Annotated in this window: 13 protein-coding genes; all 13 read right to left on the bottom strand. The window is 41.1% G+C overall.

Features of this window, described 5'->3' with window-relative positions; genetic code table 11:
- Positions 1-78 precede the first annotated feature (78 nt).
- The 13 genes from QRD02_RS03200 to QRD02_RS03140 all read right to left on the bottom strand — a co-directional run bounded on the left by QRD02_RS03200 (position 79) and on the right by QRD02_RS03140 (position 19,773).
- On the bottom strand, positions 79-801 hold the full coding sequence (locus QRD02_RS03200) for an energy transducer TonB (RefSeq protein WP_290253451.1): 723 nt from the start codon (positions 799-801) through the stop codon (positions 79-81).
- Positions 802-867: 66 nt separating this feature from the next.
- Positions 868-1,137 (bottom strand): VanZ family protein, encoded by a 270-nt coding sequence (locus tag QRD02_RS03195; RefSeq protein WP_290253450.1) that lies wholly within the window; start codon positions 1,135-1,137, stop codon positions 868-870.
- Between the two features lie 94 nt (positions 1,138-1,231).
- A complete protein-coding gene (gene gcvH / locus QRD02_RS03190) occupies positions 1,232-1,612 on the bottom strand; it encodes a glycine cleavage system protein GcvH (protein WP_290253449.1) in 381 nt (126 codons plus the stop codon).
- Between the two features lie 21 nt (positions 1,613-1,633).
- Entirely contained in the window at positions 1,634-8,785 is a 7,152-nt protein-coding gene (gene sov, locus QRD02_RS03185; RefSeq protein ID WP_290253448.1) for a T9SS outer membrane translocon Sov/SprA, read from the bottom strand.
- A 69-nt stretch (positions 8,786-8,854) separates the two neighbouring features.
- On the bottom strand, positions 8,855-9,436 hold the full coding sequence (ruvA, locus tag QRD02_RS03180) for a Holliday junction branch migration protein RuvA (RefSeq protein ID WP_290253447.1): 582 nt from the start codon (positions 9,434-9,436) through the stop codon (positions 8,855-8,857).
- A gap of 93 nt (positions 9,437-9,529) precedes the next feature.
- Positions 9,530-11,824 carry an NADP-dependent malic enzyme gene (locus QRD02_RS03175; protein ID WP_290253446.1) on the bottom strand — a complete coding sequence of 765 codons (2,295 nt, stop codon included), beginning with the start codon at positions 11,822-11,824 and terminating at the stop codon, positions 9,530-9,532.
- Between the two features lie 100 nt (positions 11,825-11,924).
- Positions 11,925-12,848, bottom strand: a complete 924-nt coding sequence (gene queG / locus QRD02_RS03170) for a tRNA epoxyqueuosine(34) reductase QueG (protein WP_290253445.1) — start codon at positions 12,846-12,848, stop codon at positions 11,925-11,927.
- Positions 12,849-12,903: 55 nt separating this feature from the next.
- Complete coding sequence (ruvB, locus tag QRD02_RS03165; protein WP_290253444.1) at positions 12,904-13,926, bottom strand: Holliday junction branch migration DNA helicase RuvB; 1,023 nt, start codon at positions 13,924-13,926, stop codon at positions 12,904-12,906.
- 297 nt (positions 13,927-14,223) lie between these two features.
- On the bottom strand, positions 14,224-16,053 hold the full coding sequence (locus QRD02_RS03160; protein WP_290253443.1) for a cytochrome c oxidase subunit I: 1,830 nt from the start codon (positions 16,051-16,053) through the stop codon (positions 14,224-14,226).
- Between the two features lie 17 nt (positions 16,054-16,070).
- Positions 16,071-17,141 (bottom strand): cytochrome c oxidase subunit II, encoded by a 1,071-nt coding sequence (locus tag QRD02_RS03155; protein WP_290253442.1) that lies wholly within the window; start codon positions 17,139-17,141, stop codon positions 16,071-16,073.
- A gap of 29 nt (positions 17,142-17,170) precedes the next feature.
- Positions 17,171-18,547 (bottom strand): quinol:cytochrome C oxidoreductase, encoded by a 1,377-nt coding sequence (locus QRD02_RS03150; protein WP_290253441.1) that lies wholly within the window; start codon positions 18,545-18,547, stop codon positions 17,171-17,173.
- Positions 18,548-18,584: 37 nt separating this feature from the next.
- Positions 18,585-19,235 (bottom strand): c-type cytochrome, encoded by a 651-nt coding sequence (locus tag QRD02_RS03145; protein WP_290253440.1) that lies wholly within the window; start codon positions 19,233-19,235, stop codon positions 18,585-18,587.
- Position 19,236: 1 nt separating this feature from the next.
- Complete coding sequence (locus QRD02_RS03140; protein WP_290253439.1) at positions 19,237-19,773, bottom strand: DUF3341 domain-containing protein; 537 nt, start codon at positions 19,771-19,773, stop codon at positions 19,237-19,239.
- Positions 19,774-19,775: the final 2 nt, after the last annotated feature.

Genomic DNA, 19,775 nt, shown 5'->3' with positions numbered 1-19,775 from the left:
ACAACTGTTGTGCCAAAATGAAAAAACCCTGTATTTGCTCAAGCAAACACAGGGTTTGTAAAAAGTTTTAAAAATTTTTTATTGAATATCGAAAACGATAGGTAGAGAGTAAAGTACTCCAACCGGTTTTCCGCGTTGTTTTCCAGGAGTCATATTTGGTAATGATTGTACCACGCTAACGGCTTCTTTTTCCAATCTTGGGTGCGGAGCGCGTGCGCGAACATCTATTACCCTACCATTTTTATCAATCTTAAATTGAACTGCGATTCGCTGACGGCCGTCAAGACCAAGATCTGAGGCTAAATCAGTATCAAACTTTTTGTTGATAAACTCACTGATTTTTGAAGACATGCATTTCTTTTTTGCATCATTCCCTTTTTCATTTTCACAACCTGGGTAGATTGGCACATTTTCAATAACTGCGAAAGGAACGTCGGCAATTTCTTCTTCAACCACCTCTTCCTTAATCTCCTTTACCTCTACAATTTTTTCATCTTGTTTGGCTTCAGTAGACTCAATTACGGTTTCTTCTTCTTCAACTTCATCTTCCATCACCTCTATCACTTCCGGAGCTGGCGGTGGCGGTGGCGGTGGCGGTGGAGGAGTTAACTGTTGGGTAATTGGAATTTCTTCTTCAAGGTCTTCCCCTACATCAAGTTTTCCGAAATCAGTATCGGATTTATCATAAGATTTCCATTCAATTGCTTGCCAAGCTAGAAAAAGCATAACAACCATTCCGAGTTGGAAAAAGAGCATGCTCCTTCGACTAACGTCTGCTTTCGGATTTTTTTTGGGTTCCATAATAGTGAGTTTAACTTGTTGCTAAAATATAGAAATTATCATTCAATCTAAAACTTAATCGAAATTTTAAACTTTAAATTTATTTTTAATGCTTCTGAAAAAATAGATGCCAATTACTGAACCAACAAGGTTGGCGGCTACATCCATAATATCTGCACTGCGGGATGTGGTTAAAAGTTGTTGAAATATCTCAATTATTATGCCATACAACAATACTGAAAGCAGCACGATCCATATCCATCTATTGCTAAATATAAAGTTGTTTTTTATGAACAGATATAACATCCAAAGATTTACCAGTATAAAATAAATTAAACTGTGCGCAACTTTATCCATTGCAGAGAAATGGACTTTCGGCAATTCTGGGTTGGGTATAAAAAAAAGAATTGAGATGGCGCAACTATATAATAGGGCAATAAACAAAAGTGGTTTATCCGCCAATAAGTGCTTTATATGCGGCATCGTCTAAAAGATCTGCAATTTCATTGGGGTTTGAAATTTTCAATTTTATCATCCACCCTGCTCCGTAGGCGTCAGTATTTACCTTTTCAGGCTCAGACTCCAAGGTTTCGTTGAATTCAATAATTTCCCCTGAAAGCGGCAAAAACAAATCTGATACTGTTTTTACGGCTTCCACCGTGCCGAAAACTTCATCTTTTTCCATAGTGTCGCCTACAGTTTCAACTTCAACATATACAATATCGCCAAGTTCACCTTGTGCAAAATCGGTTACGCCAACTGTAGCCAAATCACCTTCAATTAGAACCCATTCATGGTCCTTTGTGTATTTTAAATTAGATGGTATATTCATAACAAATTCAATATAAAAATTTTAGTTTCCAAAGTTATAGCGAAGGGTAAAACCACTTCTAATAGTTGTTTGCGGGAACGCCGTGGAGATGGCATATTTAGAAAAGGTATGGTCGTAATAGAACAGGGCCGTTAGATTTTTGCTCAGGGCATAATCAACGGACAATTGTGCGCCATAAATGGTTTGTCCTGCCGTAGTTTGGTTGTTCTCAATATCCAAATACCTAATTACTGTTATATTATCCCTTCTTGAAAGATCCACCTTAAAGTTCAGATCACTTGTTATGACTGACTTTTTCCCGCCGAAGTTGGTGGAAATACGCAAATCCTTAACTCTGTACCCAAGCCCAATAATATATTCATTTCCTTTAATTTCGGTTAATAAATTATTGGCGAAGCTCATGGATAGCGCACGATCCTTTCGCATTTCTGCTAATATCTGCACTGAATTGTTCATTTCAAAATCCATACGCAACAACGGCGAAAACTGTTCTGTCAGGTTTACATTCGTCAATAAAGTCTCTACCTTGAAATTGCCGGATTGATCTGGCGCCTCAGGGTTGTTGGGGTCATAATCCAAATTGGACTGAAATTGGTTTACAGTATAACTAGCCCTATAGCCATGCGCAAGCGAGAAACGCTTGAAGTTCTTCTTAAACCACGGGATGTTCATCAATCCGGTGTACTTAATGTCCCAATTAGGAAGCGGAACATCCCTAAAAATACCTGTTTTCTCTTTTGAAGCATTCGTGCCTTTGTATGCCGCAAGAAATGATGGCAAAAGAACATCCTGACTGTTTCGGCCAAAGCCTATAGGGAAGCCAAGGGAATCGCGAGGAATCGGGCGACCTTGGTAATGGTCTTCCGCCAGCCTATTGGCGATTGTAATTCGGTTGCTACGGAAATCATCGAATGCCGCAGAACTAACTTCGTCGCTCGTGCTGAAAGCCGTTTTAATTAGAATGGTCGAAATGTTGAAATTCCCGAAAGTATTTGGTGTAAGCGAGTTGTACAGGCCATCCTGAACAATGTAGTTCTCCACATAATTTTCTGAATAAATCCTGCTTCCGTTTACATCAATGGTCAAATCCTTTATTGGTTCCAAATTGGCTTGAACATCCAATTGGCGGCTTTCCACTTCAGTATATTGCTCATTAAATTCCGGATATAAGGTTAACCAACCTTTTTCCGCGGCCAATTCCCTTACCTCTGCCTGGCTTCCGAAAACAAATCCGGCGGTTGGTTTAAGAGTACCGATAAAACCGATGGATGGAATATAGCCTGGCAAATAAATACCGTTGGTTTCCTGATAGTTCAATTGTATTTTTTTCAACATAGTTGCAAAACCGATGGCCGTGTTCAGGGCCTTGTCACCAGCATTTAAACCGCCTTCAGCGCCGGCACCTCTGCCAAGCACGCTCGGCGATCCGGTTTTTGCGTTGGAGAGTGATCCTTTTTCCTCTGCTTCCAATTTCGCTTCTCGATTTTCCCTCTCATTGCCTCCTCCTTCTGCTGAAGCTCTAGTCTTACTCTTTCTGATTTTTGTTAGGCCGATGTATCGATAAAAACCGTTCATATCCAAATTAGAATTAATCTGGTGTGTACTTCCATTCTGGATGGAGTTTCCTAAATTATAAGTGTTTACGGTACCGTCACTAAGCTCAATAGGAATATTGTTGAATTGCTCGCTACCGCGCTGCCACTGATAATCGCCCGTATAGGAATAGGTCGCTCTTATAAATTTCAGGAACGGGAATTTGCTGAATGGCAAATCATAATTTAACTGTAGCGATTGGAAATGTTGGTTTGGATCGCCCACATTGAAGAAGTCATCCCAAACGCCAATTTCATTGTTAACTATACCGTCATCACTCAAATAGTTATTTACGATCATATTGCTCGAAGAGGTAAAGTTTAAACGCAAGGATTTGGTGAGGTTGTGATTGATGGTATATTGCCAGTCAAAAAGATAATTGCGTTGGTACAATCTGGGCAGACCAATATTTCCAGCTTCCAAATCAAGCTCCCTAAATTTCTGTTCGTTATACTGCCTGGTAATATTGGAACTCGCGGAAATATTTGTAGGCAAATAATTAAAGTTGAAATCCTTCAGGAATCGCCAATATTGACCGGTAAATAAGGAGTCATTCTTTTTGAAAGGTTCAATGGGTTTTGCGGTGAAATTATAATTATAGGTTGCACCCGCCCTAACGTTTTGTTCCAGCGCATCTTCCACCTCAAAATCGTGGTGGTCCGTTTGGTTGTAGGAGAAGGACGCGGTAAAATTTTCTATGTCATAAACGCGCGCTTTGGAATCGCCCGTTCTTTCCTTTCGCACGCCTATTAAGTTTACGCTTTCCCGTTTAGTGTAATTCACCGATTGGTTCTTTATTCGCTCTTTATCCTCTTCGTCTTCGGCATTGTCCAATCTTGTTTCCAATTCAATATCCTGGAATTCTGGGTCGTACTGTGGCGTGATTAATTCCTCTGATCGACCATAGTTGAATGGCACCTGCACTCCCCATTTTTTCGGCAATAGTTGACCAAGATTTAAATTGGTAACTAAACCATATTGTTGAAGATCTTCACGGCTTCTTTGGTTCGGCCCTTGCTCTAAGGATCCAAAACCAATAGTGCTTCTTTTTCCCGTGGCGCTAATAGTCGCAAAATCGGCAATGTTGGCATCCATACTTACAACTGCTGCCCAGCCTCCTTCGTTCTTCAGTTCAGACATTCTTAGTTCGTTGAACCAAACTTCACCGCACAATTCGTTATTTGTGCTGTTACGAACCCCCAACATAATAGTTCTTACATTTCCGAAACTTGGATTTCCTATAATCCCTATCCTCATTTCGTTTTCTCCATTCGCGGGGCCTGCGCCAAGTTCAGATTGATTGAAAAAGTTTACAACGGTCTGATCATAACTTTGATCGCCAAGTACCTTTGTTTTTATTTGTTGAAGTAATTCCAACGGCAAGTTTATCCGGTTGGCAACGGGCCAAATTTCTTCGGCAGTTCTTGCACCAAAATTTGTCGGGTTCAACGGAATCTGAACTTCATAGTAGTTATTGGTAAGGTCATTCCCCAAACGCATAAAGGCAACCAGTTGTCCATTCTGAAGTTCAGTTGAATTGGTATTGTCTATTATGGATTCGGCATGGATAAACATTTCCAGGTTTTTATACTGGCGCATATCCACATTGAAGTTTTTATATACGGCGCGGCCGTCATTCTGCTCTAGGCCACAGACACGCAGCGAAAGAGATTGTTCATTCTCGCGAATAATATTGTTATTGTTGTTTAACTGCTCACGCTGAAGCCCTGGAGGCAACACGTATGGAATTGGCTCTCTATTTTCATTTTCTTCAATGCTGACGGACCCCACTTCAAAGAGAGTGTCGTCATTTGCAGGGTCTTCAAAGGTTACGTTGTCAAGCGTTTTTTCAAATCTTCGGTAGTCGCCACGAATCAATTCCATGGTCCCGAAACGCAAAACCGTGTTCTGTGAAAATTGCGACATGAACATTCGCATAAATCGGATAGATCTAAAGTCAGAAATTCCATTAATGGCCTGGTCCGGTTTGCTAATCGGCACTTTGAACTGTATCCATCGCACATCAATGGTATTATTATCGGGTGTTGTTACTTGCTGGCTTTTAACATCCGTGATGTACTTGTTATTGTCCCTATTCATTCCTGGGAATAAGGGAACGTTGTATTCAAAATAACTGTCAATCGTGTTCATGGTATTGTCACGATTTATATCCTCAACATCAGGTTGGGCGGTACTGCCTCGATTGGTGTTTGACACTTCCACAGGCGAGTTGCCTTGAGTTCCGTTATATTTTAAGTACCGGTCCAATATGCTTCCATCTGCTTGCAGAAAATATTGATAGTCATCATTTGCGGGATCGGGCAAACCGGCAAAAGCTGGAAATTGCGCACCTTCGTCAGAATTATCCAGACCGTCCAAACCGATATCCTGGTTTATTCGCTCCTGCCCATCAGAATCAAAAGTATAGACCAAAGATTGGTTGGTGGGCACTTTACCCCATGCAGTGCTTGTGGTATTGTCATCGCTTCCGTCCTTTGGAAGTCCATTTTCATATTGCTTTCTTCCGTCCTTCAATACATCTTCAGAAATGCTTCCAAGGTTGAAATTTAGGGACCCGCCTGGATTTCCGTTATTCTCCTCATATATAAAGGGATCCATAACCCAAAACTGAATGTATTCTACATTGGACTTTTCAAAATCGGTTGTTGTCAATGGGCGCATTATTCCGCCGAAACGATCTTCCGGATTCGGAAGTGTATTGCCTCCGGCCGCCGCTGGGTTATAGTTGTATTCGCCTCGAATGGATGGATAATATGCCAGGTCCAGAGTAAAAAGGGCTTGTGTTTGTCCTTGAATAATATCTTGCTCCGGAAATATTTCGTCTCTAAAAACACGACGCGTGAAGGGAGATGATAAATCCTCATCATTAATTCCTTCAGGCCTTTGCGTACTGTAGAATATTGGGTCAATTGTGTACCATGCCAATTTTGCGCGGTTATAGTTATACCCTAAATTGTCATTTGCCAACTCGCCACCCAAACCAATAGGCACACTGGACAGAGACCAACTGGATGGAGTACTAATGTCATTGCCTGTTTGCGAAGCTTCAAAATCATCCACATATACGGTGGTTTTTCCATCAAACTCTGAGACTTTTGGCGCACCGGGGTTTAAATAGGCGAATTCACCACGTAAGGAAATGTTCGATTCCACATCCGTATCAATGTTTGGAAGGTGGTTTACCATTCTAGTAAGGAATGGAACTTCTGTGGCATAATTCACATTCATTCCATAAATACTGTTATTGATAGGTTCAACGCCATAAGAAGACTTTTGGGTCAACGGACGTTCATTTAAATTTAGATAGGTTGCCCCCACCAATAGTTTATCACTAAATTTATGTTCTACGTTCAAACCTGTAAATCGCTTGCTTTGTTGGCCAAAAAGCGAATTGTTTTCGGTACTTACCGAAATAGGTATATTGCTGTTCAACAACGCAGGATCTAAAATCTGGACTCTTCCAAGTTGATAGTTAACGGTGTAATCAACACCTTCAACCAACGTTCTTCCGCCTGCGGTAACGGTAACCGAACCTTGTGGAATATTGAAAGCGCCAATTGGAATTCCATCAGCTCCTGTGGATTTATAGCTTCCTTTTAATTGAAATTTATTTTTCTCACTTTCTTGCTGTTCTGCTTGGGTTTTGGTGCTGGTATATAAGGTGCGGAAAACATATTTGGACTGATTTGCGTTGTAAGTAGCGGGAAGGTCATAGTTTGCCGAAACAGCGGGCACGTCCAATTTCTCAAAAAGGTGTTCCCCAAAAGGTTCCACCGTGGTGAAAATGATTCTTCCGTTTTGTGCATCAACCGTGATACCTGGAAGAAAATCGAAAAATCCATCACCATCCTGAACGGGGTCATTCGTAAAATTTAATCTGTCAAGATTAAATACCTTCAGCAGAATTTGATCCTTGACATCATCCGGGAGTTCTGGACCACCCTGCACCTGCTCAATATAATTGAGGGGTGATGGGTCTGTATATAAAATATTCAATCTAAAATCTTCCTTTTCAAGTTGGTAGGCGCCAATAGGATAAATATTCTTCATCATTAAATCCCATACCGGTTCTTGAACGTTGGTGATACTGCTTTTCAATAGCTTTACTACAAGGTTCTGCGCTAGGCCAACTTCACCACCGGGTGGGTTGTTGCCCCCGCCGTTATTGTTGTTTGTGCCTCCGTTTGCTTCAACCCCATCATTTGAGAATTCACCCACTTGATATACTTTTCCATTTACAGTAAATTGAAATGAAACGGCCAAAACTTCATCATTTGTCAATCGTTGGTTTAAGGAAATATATCCCAGCTGTGAGTTTAGGGAATATTCTCCCGGATCCAACCTACGTGCATTTTCCAGGGTAACATAATCAATACCTTCACTAACCTGTACTCCTGTGAAACCCTGACGAACACTCGCAATATCTCGGATTGCAGGGTTTAACAGTGAAGGCGCTCCGCCATTTATTCCAAATGGATTAAATAGGTTGTTAGTATTGTCTGGGTAGGCATTTCGGGTTGCCCGAATAAAGCCCCCAGGAGGAGTTGTCAATCCGATATTGGTTGGATCCGATTCCCCAATATCCTGCAATGCCACAATGTTTCGAACATTATCCGTACGGCTGGTCCGGTTGGTGATCCAAACTTCCATTCGGGTAACTTGAACATTACTGTTAATGAAAGGATATTGCTTTAATGCGCGATCATAATTATCCCGAAAATAATGTGATAAAAAGAAGTGACGGTTGTCGTCATAATCCAACGCGAAAAGTTCAAAGTCCGTAATAGTGGCTCCACCTTCCGCAGTCACGGTTCGTGTTTCGGACTTTTGTTCGGAGAATACTCCTGTAATGGTGGTTTTGCCAAACTGAAGTTGGGTTTTCACCCCGAAAAGACTTTGCGCACCCTGAATGAGCGAACTGTTCAGCGGCATGCTCACATTTCCGACTTCTATTTTTTGAATTATATCGTCCTCCGTTGGTGTGTATTCCAGTTTTATTTGGTTTTGAAAATCGAAGGTGCTTTCAGTGTCATAATTTGCGGTAACCTGAAGTCTTGTTCCCACTTTCGCCAAAAGGCTTAAGCTAATTCGCTGGTCAAAATCGAAGGAAAAATTGCTTCGGTTTCGTGGGGAATATGCGGGATTATCCTGTTTTGTGTAAAGCAGACCGAGATCCATTTCCACGGAACCTTGAGGAATTACTTCAATTGTATTTCCCCCAAAAATGGATTCAAAGAAATTTGAATTCACATAAAAGGTTGGCAATAAATTTTTCTGTTGTTCCTCAGATCCTTCCTTGCGGCCGTCGGCTGCATCAATTTTCTGTTTGAAGTAATCCTTCATCTGTTCCTCTTGTATGAGGCGCTGGTATTCCTGGGGAGTAAGAATAATAGGATAGGTAATATTGAAACCTCCCAAGGTTTGGGTGTAAATATAGCGGTCCGTAATGGGATCATAGGTATATAAATCCTGGATGCTGGCGGGAGTTGGAAGATCCATCCTTCCCATTTCGTTCCCCACTGCTGTTGAATCCTGTGCCAGCGATGCTTGGCCAGCCATTATGAAACTTATTATTACTATAAGCTTAAAGAAGCTATTCTTGTAAACGTAATTTTTTGCCTTCAAATTTTACAAATTTTTTAAAGCTTGTTTAATGATCATTTCTACCGAAGCCTGTGGCGCCTCCTTAACAATCGCATCTACCACTTTTTCAGCCTGTTTGCGAACAAAGCCCAAAGTATCCAAAGCAGATAACGCTTCATTCTTGTTCGTATTGCTTGCTCCGGCAGAAATAGACGTTAAGCCATACACTTTTAAAATCTTATCTTTTAAATCCAATACTACCCGTTGGGCGGTCTTGGCTCCTATTCCTTTTATAGATTGTATTGTTGCAATATCATTTGTTGAAATGGCATCCAAAACCTGTTCCGGTGCTAATGACGACAACATTGTTCTGGCGATACTGGCTCCCACTCCGGAGACACTGATCAGCAACTTAAATATTTCACGTTCCGCAACACTGGAAAAACCGTACAGCGTATGGGCATCTTCCCGAACAAGCAAATGTGTGTACAGTTTAACATTTTCATTTGGTGGAATTTCAGAAAATGTGTGCAAAGAAATGTTGATAAAGTATCCTACTCCATTGCAATCTATCACTACGTCGGTTGGATTTTTTTCAACTAGTCTGCCCTGAATATGGGTTATCATATGTTAACGAAAACTAAAAGGCTCAAATATAGTATAAATATTTGCAACAGCCATTGGGGTTTTTGGTAAAATGTTGATGTGAAAATAACCTTACTAATTGCGCTTTAAATCCCGTTCCCGCTTCTCCTTTTGCTGGGCATCCACAACCGCAACAGCACTCATGTTTACCATTTCCTCAACACTGGCTCCCAGCTGTAAAATATGCACTGGTTTGCGCATTCCCAACATAATGGGACCGATAGATTCAACATTATTGAGCTCTTTCAACAATTTGTAATTGCTGTTGGCTGAATCCAGGTTTGGAAAGATGAGGGCGTTTACCTTTTTGCCTGCCAATTTGGAAAAGGGAAATTTCTTTTGAAGCAATTCTGGGTTCAGGGCGAAATCTGCCTGCAGTTCTCCATCTACAATCATATCTGGATTGCTTTTGTGCAGGAGTGAAACTGCCTCGCGAACCTTGGTGGCATGGACGTCTTTGGAAGAACCGAAATTTGCATAAGAAATCATTGCAATCACAGGTTGCAGCCCAAACATTTTCATGGTATAATTAGTCATTTGGGCAATTTTTGCCAGCTCCTTTGCGGATGGATCAATATTTATGGAAGTATCGGAAAAAAATAGGGGGCCACGTTTAGTTAACATCAAATTGGTGGTAGCAACTTTTGACACCCCCTCAAACCTACCCACAGTTTCAAACACAGGCACTACCACTGAAGGATATGAACGGGAATAGCCCGAAATCATGCAGTCTACGTCACCTAAATCAAGCATCATTCCGGCAAAATAATTTCGTTCGCGAACTAGTTTTTCGGCGGTGTAAAGTGAGATGCCACTTCTTCTTCGCTTTTCCCATAGTTTTTGGGCGTAGTGCTGTAACTTATCGGAATGTTCATCACTTTTTGGATCGATTATCTCTAATTCCGCATCAAAATCCAACTGTTGCATATATTCAAGAATGATGTCCTTTCTGCCCAGCAGTACGGGAATTCCAATACCTTCTTCAAAAACAATTTGTGCGGCCTTCAAAACATCCAATTGATCGGCTTCTGCAAAAACTATTCGTTTCGGATTTAATTTTGCCCGATTTAATAGTAACCGTACGATTTTATTGTCGCTACCCATTCGTTCGTACAGTTCGTCTTGATATTTTTCCCAATCTACAATTTCCGCTGTGGCCGCGCCACTTTCCATAGCAGCTTTGGCCACAGCAGGGGGCACGGCGGCTATAAGTCTCGGATCAAAAGGCTTTGGGATTATGTAATCTCTTCCAAATGCAAGTTTGGTTTCGCCATATGCAATGTTTACCTGCTCTGGCACAGGTTCCTTGGCAAGATCTGCCAATGCCTTCACCGCCGCCATTTTCATGGCTTCATTAATTTTTGTAGCACGCACATCCAAAGCGCCACGGAAAATAAAAGGAAATCCTAGCACATTGTTTACCTGATTTGGATGGTCACTGCGGCCAGTTGCCATAATTATATCCTTTCTGGTTTTAATGGCGAGGTCATATTCTATTTCGGGATCGGGATTCGCCATTGCAAAAACAATTGGGTCTGCAGCCATGCTGAGCAACATATTGGGCGAAACTATATCCTTTACAGAAAGACCGACGAACACATCGGCATCTATCATTGCTTGCTCCAAAGTGTCTATTTTTCGGTGGGAAGCAAATTCAGCCTTTTCATCGGAAAGATTTTCTCGGTCCTGCCGAATCACCCCTTTACTGTCCAACATTACAATATTATCTGCCTTTGCGCCAAAAGCCTTATACAATCGAGTGCAGGAAACCGCTGCGGCGCCCGCGCCACTGATAACAATTTTTACATCTTCAATATTTTTTCCCGTTAATTCCAGGGCATTCAGCAAAGCTGCCGCTGAAATTATTGCCGTTCCGTGCTGATCGTCGTGCATAACGGGTATGTCCAGTTCAGCCTTTAGCCTTCTTTCAATTTCAAAAGCTTCGGGAGCCTTTATGTCCTCAAGGTTTATTCCTCCAAAAGTTGGTGCTATATTCTTTACGGTTGCGACGAATTCATCAATATTTTCGGTGTTTATTTCAATATCGAAAACATCAATATCCGCAAAAATTTTAAAGAGCAATGCTTTTCCTTCCATCACTGGTTTTGAAGCCTCGGGTCCAATATTTCCCAATCCCAAAACAGCGGTTCCGTTTGAAATTACTGCCACCAGATTGCCTTTGTTGGTATATTTATATACGTTTTTCTTCTCTTTCTCAATTTCAAGGCAGGGCTCTGCCACACCCGGCGAATAGGCTAATGAAAGATCGCGCTGGGTGGAATAGTTTTTTGTGGGAACCACCTGTATTTTTCCAGGTTTAGGTTTTGCGTGATATAAAAGGGCTTCTCTGCGTTTGCTCTGTTTGCTCATGTTTATCTAATTATGATTGCGATTTTCGCGCCTATTCTTCAAAAATTGAACGAAGAAACCAACAAAGGTAACGGGTTCTATTTAAAGAATAAACTTTTGGTTAATCTTTCACGAAGTTTATATTCCGGGTCAATCCGGAAAATTTCGTCCTTTTAACGGCAGTTTTTTTAAAGATTTTCTGAAAAATGTCTTCAGTAATTTCCTCCCAATCCTTTTTTGACATTGAAAGTAGTTCGGGGTGGGGGTTAAAAAGCGGTTCGCTGTGTGGTTTACTAAAACGGTTCCAGGGACAGACGTCCTGGCAAACATCACATCCGAAAATCCATTCGTCAAATTTTCCTCTTTCGGAAATGGGGATTTCATTTTTCAATTCAATTGTATAATAGGAAATGCATTTGCTACCATCCACCACTTTATCAGCCACAATTGCTTGGGTGGGACAGGCATCTATGCACGCCGTGCAGCTGCCGCAATGGTCGGTTGTGGGAGGATCGTATTCCAAATCCAAATCCACGATGAGTTCAGCAATAAAATAAAAGGAACCTAATTGTTTCGTGAGCAGGTTACTGTGCTTCCCGATCCAACCCAATCCGCTTTTGGCCGCCCAGGCTTTGTCCAAAACCGGAGCCGAATCAACAAATGCTCGGCCGTCTACTTGGCCAATTTCTTCGGAAATAAATTCCCTTAATTGCTTGAGTTTATCTTTTATTACAAAATGATAATCGGTACCGTAGGCGTATTTCGATATTTTATAGGCTTCCGAGGTTTGAATTTCCGATGGAAAATAATTGAGCAATAGAGAAATCACGCTTTTGGAACCGGGAACCAGAAGTGTGGGATCGAGCCTTTTGTCGAAATGGTTTTCCATATAAGCCATTTCGCCGTTCATTTGGTTTTTTAGCCAGTTTTCCAAACGCGGAGCTTCTTCCTCAAGGAAGGCAGCTTTACTGATTCCACAAGAAATGAACCCGAGACGCTTGGCTTCAGCTTTTATAAGTTCCGTATGTTTTTTGCGGTTATCCATTACTAGTGAAGTGTGCTTCCTAAAAAATTCGGAATTTTGGAGGTAATGCGGCAAGTTAAAAAAGACCTCCCTGCGTTGGGCCTTTCAGTTTTCCGAGATGTTTGTAGGCTGCCTCGGTAACTTCACGGCCACGAGGCGTGCGCATAATAAAACCCTGTTGGATTAAAAATGGCTCATATACTTCCTCAATAGTTTCAGTGCTTTCTGATACGGCTGTGGCAATTGTGGTAATTCCAACTGGGCCGCCCTTGAATTTTTCGATTATGGTTCGCAGGATTCGGTTGTCCATTTCATCCAACCCATGCGCATCTACGTTAAGCGCTTCCAACCCAAATTTGGCTATTTGGACGTCTATTTTTCCATTTCCTTTTATTTGTGCAAAATCACGAATTCTTCTTAAAAGAGCATTCGCAATTCGTGGGGTACCCCGACTTCTTCCAGCAATTTCTATGGCCGCTTCCATGGTAATAGGAACTTGCAATATTCCGGCACTTCTTTGTAAAATGGTGGTTAGCAATTCGGTTGTGTAATATTGCAGTCGTGAAGAAATTCCGAAACGAGCTCGCATAGGCGCAGTCAACAAGCCAGAGCGGGTTGTAGCGCCAATGAGGGTAAATGGATTGAGATTGATTTGTACGGAACGGGCATTGGGACCGGATTCAATCATTATATCGATCTTAAAATCTTCCATTGCAGAATAAAGATATTCTTCCACAATGGGACTCAATCGATGAATTTCATCAATAAACAACACATCGCGTTCTTCTAAATTTGTAAGCAACCCCGCGAGATCACCAGGCTTGTCCAGCACGGGTCCAGATGTAACCCGAATGTTTACGTTCAACTCATTGGCTAGTATATAGGCCAAGGTTGTTTTTCCCAAGCCCGGAGGTCCATGAAAAAGGGTGTGGTCCAAAGCCTCACTCCGCAAGTTCGCGGCCTGTACAAATATTTGGAGATTTTCCAAAGCCTGATCCTGCCCTGTAAAGTCGTCAAAACTAAGCGGACGTAGTTTTTTTTCAAGGTCCAGTTCCTGAGGAGATAGGTTTTCTCCAGTGGGATCAAGGTTTTCGTTCATAGCACAAATATAGGGAAACGCTGCATAATCCTCTGTAAAGATTTATGGGAGAAAAATGGGCAATTGACTATAATCTTAAACAAAAAGAAGATCGCCCAAATTTTAGTTCAGACGATCTTCATAAAATTAAATTTGTAGGCTCCTCACTTCCTACTTACTATTAACTCAACGAAACAAAGATAAGGCATAGCTGAATAAATAATTGTACGTGGTACTACTTAATAATTAAGTAGAAAAAAATATGCCCTTTCATATAAGTGAAGGGCATATTTATCAATTTTTCAGTGGTTTATGTAGTTAATGATCCAACTCATCCTCATTGTCCTGTAAGGGAATGTGTTGAGGAATATAATCCTGTCCGGGAATAACAAAATCAGTTTCATCCTTATTGAGCTTGCTATAGTCATAGGACCAGCGGTAAACGTGGGGAATAGGACCATCCCAATTTCCGTGGATATGCCTTACTTCCGCAGTCCACTCCAACGTGGTTGAATTCCAAGGGTTCTTTGGCCCCATCTTACCGTAGAACATGGAATGGATGAAGTTATATAAAAAGAGAATTTGAACTGCAATGGTAATGATGGCAAATACAGTCATCACCACGTTTATATCCGCCAAATCATCAAAGTACGGGAAATTGGTGTTTGTGTAATACCTTCGGGGAAGGCCGGCCAAACCAACAAAGTGCATCGGAAAGAAAATTCCATAAGCTCCAATAGAGGTTACCCAGAAATGGATATAGCCCAATTTTTTGTTCATCATTCTTCCCTCAAACATTTTTGGGAACCAGTGATAAACACCAGCCAAAAATCCGTATGCTGCAGAAATTCCCATTACCAGGTGAAAGTGGGCTACGATAAAATAGGTGTCGTGAATGTTAATATCCAACGCACTATCACCCATAATTATACCTGTTAAACCACCCGTAATAAAAGTAGAAACGAACGCGATACACCAAAGCATTGCAACATTCATCTGTAATTTTCCGCGCCATAATGTGGTGATCCAGTTAAAGGATTTCACGGCAGAAGGAATTGCAATCAGTAGGGTCGTGAATGTAAAAACGGATCCTAAAAACGGATTCATTCCGGAAATAAACATATGGTGGCCCCACACGATAGTAGAAAGGAATGCAATTGTTAAAAGAGATGCCACCATTGCACGATAACCGAAAATTGGTTTACGTGAATTGGTAGCCATAATTTCAGAAACAATACCCATTGCAGGTAATATTACAATATAAACCTCCGGGTGGCCCAAAAACCAAAAAAGGTGCTCAAACAGAACAGGTGAACCACCTTGATGATGCAAGACTTCTCCCGCAATATATATGTCTGATAAAAAGAAAGAAGTACCGAAACTTCTGTCCATAATAAGCATTAACGCGGCAGAGAAAAGAACAGGGAAAGAAACAACCCCGATAATAGCCGTTAAGAAAAATGACCAAACAGTTAGTGGCAGTCTTGTCATAGACATTCCCTTTGTTCGAAGGTTCAGAACCGTTACAATAAAGTTTAGAGAACCTAACAACGATGCGGCAATAAATATTGCCATAGAAATTAACCACAAGGTCATACCCGCACCAGATCCTGGTATTGCCTGAGGCAGTGCACTTAATGGCGGATAAATAGTCCATCCTGCGGAAGCGGGTCCAGCTTCTACAAATAAAGAACCCAACATAATAACACTGGAAATGAAAAATAGCCAATAGGAAACCATGTTTAGAAATCCTGAAGCCATGTCCCTCGCACCAATTTGAAGCGGGATCAATAAGTTACTAAAAGTTCCACTCAGGCCAGCCGTCAACACAAAAAATACCATTATAGTTCCGTGTATTGTAACCAAGGCTAGGTATACGCTTGGGTCCATTACACCGTCTGTCCCCCATTTTCCTAGGAATATTTCGAACATTGTAAACTTGTGATCCGGCCAAGCCAATTGCAATCTGAACAACAATGACATCAAAATACCAATGACCCCCATAAAAATACCGGTGATCATATATTGTTTTGAGATCATTTTATGATCGGTACTAAAAATATATTTAGTTACAAAGGTTTGTTTATGATGATGTCCGTGATCATCGTGATGATCTTCTGCTGCGTGGACCTGTGCGTGTGCTGACATAAATTTTTAAACTAAAATTATTTATTTTCGTTGCTAAGTTGTTCTGCTAAAGTTGGCTGCTCTGCCAACCAAGCTTTATAATCTTCTTCAGATTCAACAATAATTTTCATTTGCATGTTATAGTGGCTGACTCCGCAAATTTTGTTGCAGATCAATACATAATCAAATTCATATGTTTCCAGGGCTTCTTCTCCAGCCGCGGCAAGTGCCTTACTTTTTTCTGAACGGATGTTATTTATATTTGCTACTTTTTCTACCATATAATCATTTTGTCTCATCTCCTCTGTCGTAATAGTTGGAGTAAAGGCAAATTGTGTAATCATTCCAGGAACACAGTTCATTTGGGCTCTAAAATGGGGCATATAGGCAGAGTGAAGTACGTCCTGTGATCTCATCTTCAATAATACCCTTCTTCCCACGGGTAGATGCAGTTCAGTAACAATTTTATCATCTTGGCCGTTGGGATCAGCGGGATCAACACCCAATTGGTTCACCCCTTGTATGAGCCGGACATTGGCATCACCCAAAGTATTGTCATTTCCGCCATAGCGTGCTTTCCAATTAAATTGTTGTGCATAAAGTTCTACAATTAGGGGGTCATCATCTCTATCCACGTTCATAATATCTGTCCAGGTAAACAATCCATAAATAATGAGGCCGGCCAAAGTAATTACAGGTATTATGGTCCAAATAAATTCCAGCTTATCGTTATCGGCATAAAAAGTTGCTCTTTCCACTTTATTGCCACGATAAATGAAGGCGAAATAATGCAGAACGGCTTGGGTAATAATGCCTACAAAGAAGATCAGGATCATCGAAATAAGCATAAGGTTGTCAATCTGCGAACCGTGTTCGGAACCAGATTCTGGCAAAAGGGTATCGCCCCATAACCAAAAGCTAACGATTGTGAGAATATAAATAAAAACCAAAAAGCCCATCATCAGGTAGCCCTGGGTATTGTTATCCTTATCCGTGGCTATTTCGGAATAGATGGTTGGCTTTACTTGGGCCAGTTTAAAAATACGGCTCATCTGCCAAACAGAGATTCCAAAAAGAATGAGTACTAATACAACTAAAAATGCGGTCATCTTTACAATTTCTTCTTTAAACTAAATGATTAAAAATGGTAGTTTTCACTTTCCTTAATAAATGGGTCGTTCTTCGGCCTTAAAGAAACCTTGCCCAGGCCGGTCCCTACAACTAAAATGAAAAGGCCCAAGAAGAACAGTATTGCTGCAACTTCCGGAATTCCGAAATACCAGTTATGGCCCACAGTGGATGGCATTACCAATAGGAATACATCTATATAGTGCCCTACCAAAATAAATACGGCCGCTATAACTACAAACCACGGAACTCTTTTATAATCGCTATTCATCAAAACCAGAATAGGAAACACAAAATTAAGAATAAGCATTCCGAAAAACAATACTTTATACTCCTGTATTCTTATAATAAAATAGGTTACTTCCTCAGGAATATTGGCGTACCAAATCAACATAAATTGACTGAACCATAGATATGTCCAGAAAATGCTGAAGGCGAACATATACTTAGCAAGATCATGTAGGTGCTTATCACTGACGAAAGGAATAAGTCCTCGGCTTTTTAAATATATAGTAACCAAGGCAATGACCGTGATGGCAGATACAAACATAGTTGCAAAAATATACCAAGCAAATAAAGTACTATACCAGTGCGGCGTTAACGACATAAACCAATCCCAAGCCATAGTTGCCTCTGTCAATAAGAAGAATATGAGGAAAAATACCGAAGCCTTAAAGTTTTTTCTGTATGCGTCATAATTATTTGCGTCTGCCTGAGCCAATGAATTTCTTCTTGAAAAATAACGATAGATATTCCATCCCAAAAGATAGATTACACCTCGAATAATGAAGAAGGGAAAGTTGAGATAGCCTGCTTTGTCCTGCAGTATTTTATCGTTCGCCACCAAATCCTGGTCCTGCCACGGATAAAAATGTGTGCCAGCAAAAACAACAATTAAAAATACGATGATAGAACCTGGCAACAAATATGATGTAATGCCTTCCATAATTCTATAAAGGACCGGAGACCAGCCGGCTTGTGAAGCAAATTGAATAGCATAAAAAACCAATACGCCCAAAGCAATCATCATAAAGAAAAAGGCTGCCACGAATGTTGCGGACCAAGGCCTAGTTTGCAATTGGTGCAAAACATGTTCTTCGTGCGAAGTGGCCCCGTGACCTTCAGGGTTTAAATCTGTGGCATGCTTCATCGCATTTTGGGAGTAGCCCTCTTGCCCTCTTGCCTCATCAACAAAGTTAGCAGTTTGGCCATCTCCATGGCCTGCAGTGTGGTGAGCATCTCCATGATGGCCTTCTTGTTCGGCCATTATTTTTTTAACATCATCAATAGTTTTCGGCGTAGTCAAAAACCCGAAGATTATTCCTGCAAGCCCTAAGACTATCAGAACAATAGAAAACAGTTTTAAATTTCTTGGTAGCGTGTACATATCTTTAGCTATTCTCTTTTAAATCTATATTTAGTGCCTATTCGGAAGCATTATTTGTTTCGGCCAAATTGGTTTCAACCACAGTACTGTCTGTAGGAGTTCCAGCATTTGATAACTCCAGCATTCCAGGATTTCCATTTAGTGCAGCCTTAAGGTCCATTACATGCATGGCTATTTGCCAACGTTCCTTTTCACTGGTCTGTGATGCATAAGATCCCATAGCGTTAAGGCCGTACGTTTCGACGTGATAAATTCCGCCGAGAACAATATTTCTTCCCGGATCAGCAAAGCTAGGAATTCCCAAAAATTTCTCTCGAGTTGCCAAGATACCCTTGCCATCACCTTTATCTCCATGACATACAGCACAGTAAAGCGTGTATAACTGGCTCCCGACCACAAGGTTTTCCTCGCTTACTTCATAGGGGCTTTGCAACTCGGTTTTTGCCAATTCAAGTCCGGCAGTACTGTTTTCATAGTCATAGGGAGTATATCCCCTCGGAACTGTATGTTCCGGTGGAGTCATTGCCTGTTGTTGATTCGGAAAGATACCATATTCGCCATAGGTTTCATAGGGTACTGGTTCATACATATTCGGGAAATACTGGTAGTTAGGCTTTTTATCGTTAAAACAAGAAACCAGACTAATTGAAGCTACAACAGCAAGTACTATGTTTAAAAGTGTTTTCATATTAATGGTCTTCCTCTTTTTCAATTAAACTAATCTCCGATGCACCCGTATCATATAAAAATTTGGTTAGCATTTCCAAATCATGGTTCTCCGCATCAACCTCCATCAAAAAATGGTCATCAGTGGTACGGGGATCTGGGTTCTCAGCCTTTTTGAATGGCCATAGCTTGCTTCGCATATAAAAGGTTATTACCATTAAATGCCCGGCAAAAAATACTGTTAGCTCAAACATAATTGGAATGAAGGCAGGCATGTTCTGATAAAAGGTAAAACTCGGTTTCCCGCCAATGTTTTGGGGCCAATCTTGAATCATCATAAAATTCATCATAGCTACCGCCACACTTAAACCCACCAATCCGTAAAGAAATGCAGTAATTGCAATGCGGGTAGGTGCAATGCCCACCGCATGGTCCAGACCGTGCACCGGAAAAGGCGTAAAAACTTCTGAAATATGATAGTTCGCTGAGCGAGTCTGTTTTACAGCTTGCATCAACAGGTCATCATCCTTATAAATTGCGTATATTTTAGTTGCAGCCATTG

The organism is Aequorivita aurantiaca (genome assembly GCF_030410135.1).
GTDB lineage: Bacteria > Bacteroidota > Bacteroidia > Flavobacteriales > Flavobacteriaceae > Aequorivita > Aequorivita aurantiaca.
This window is presented reverse-complemented; position numbering and strand designations above follow the sequence as displayed.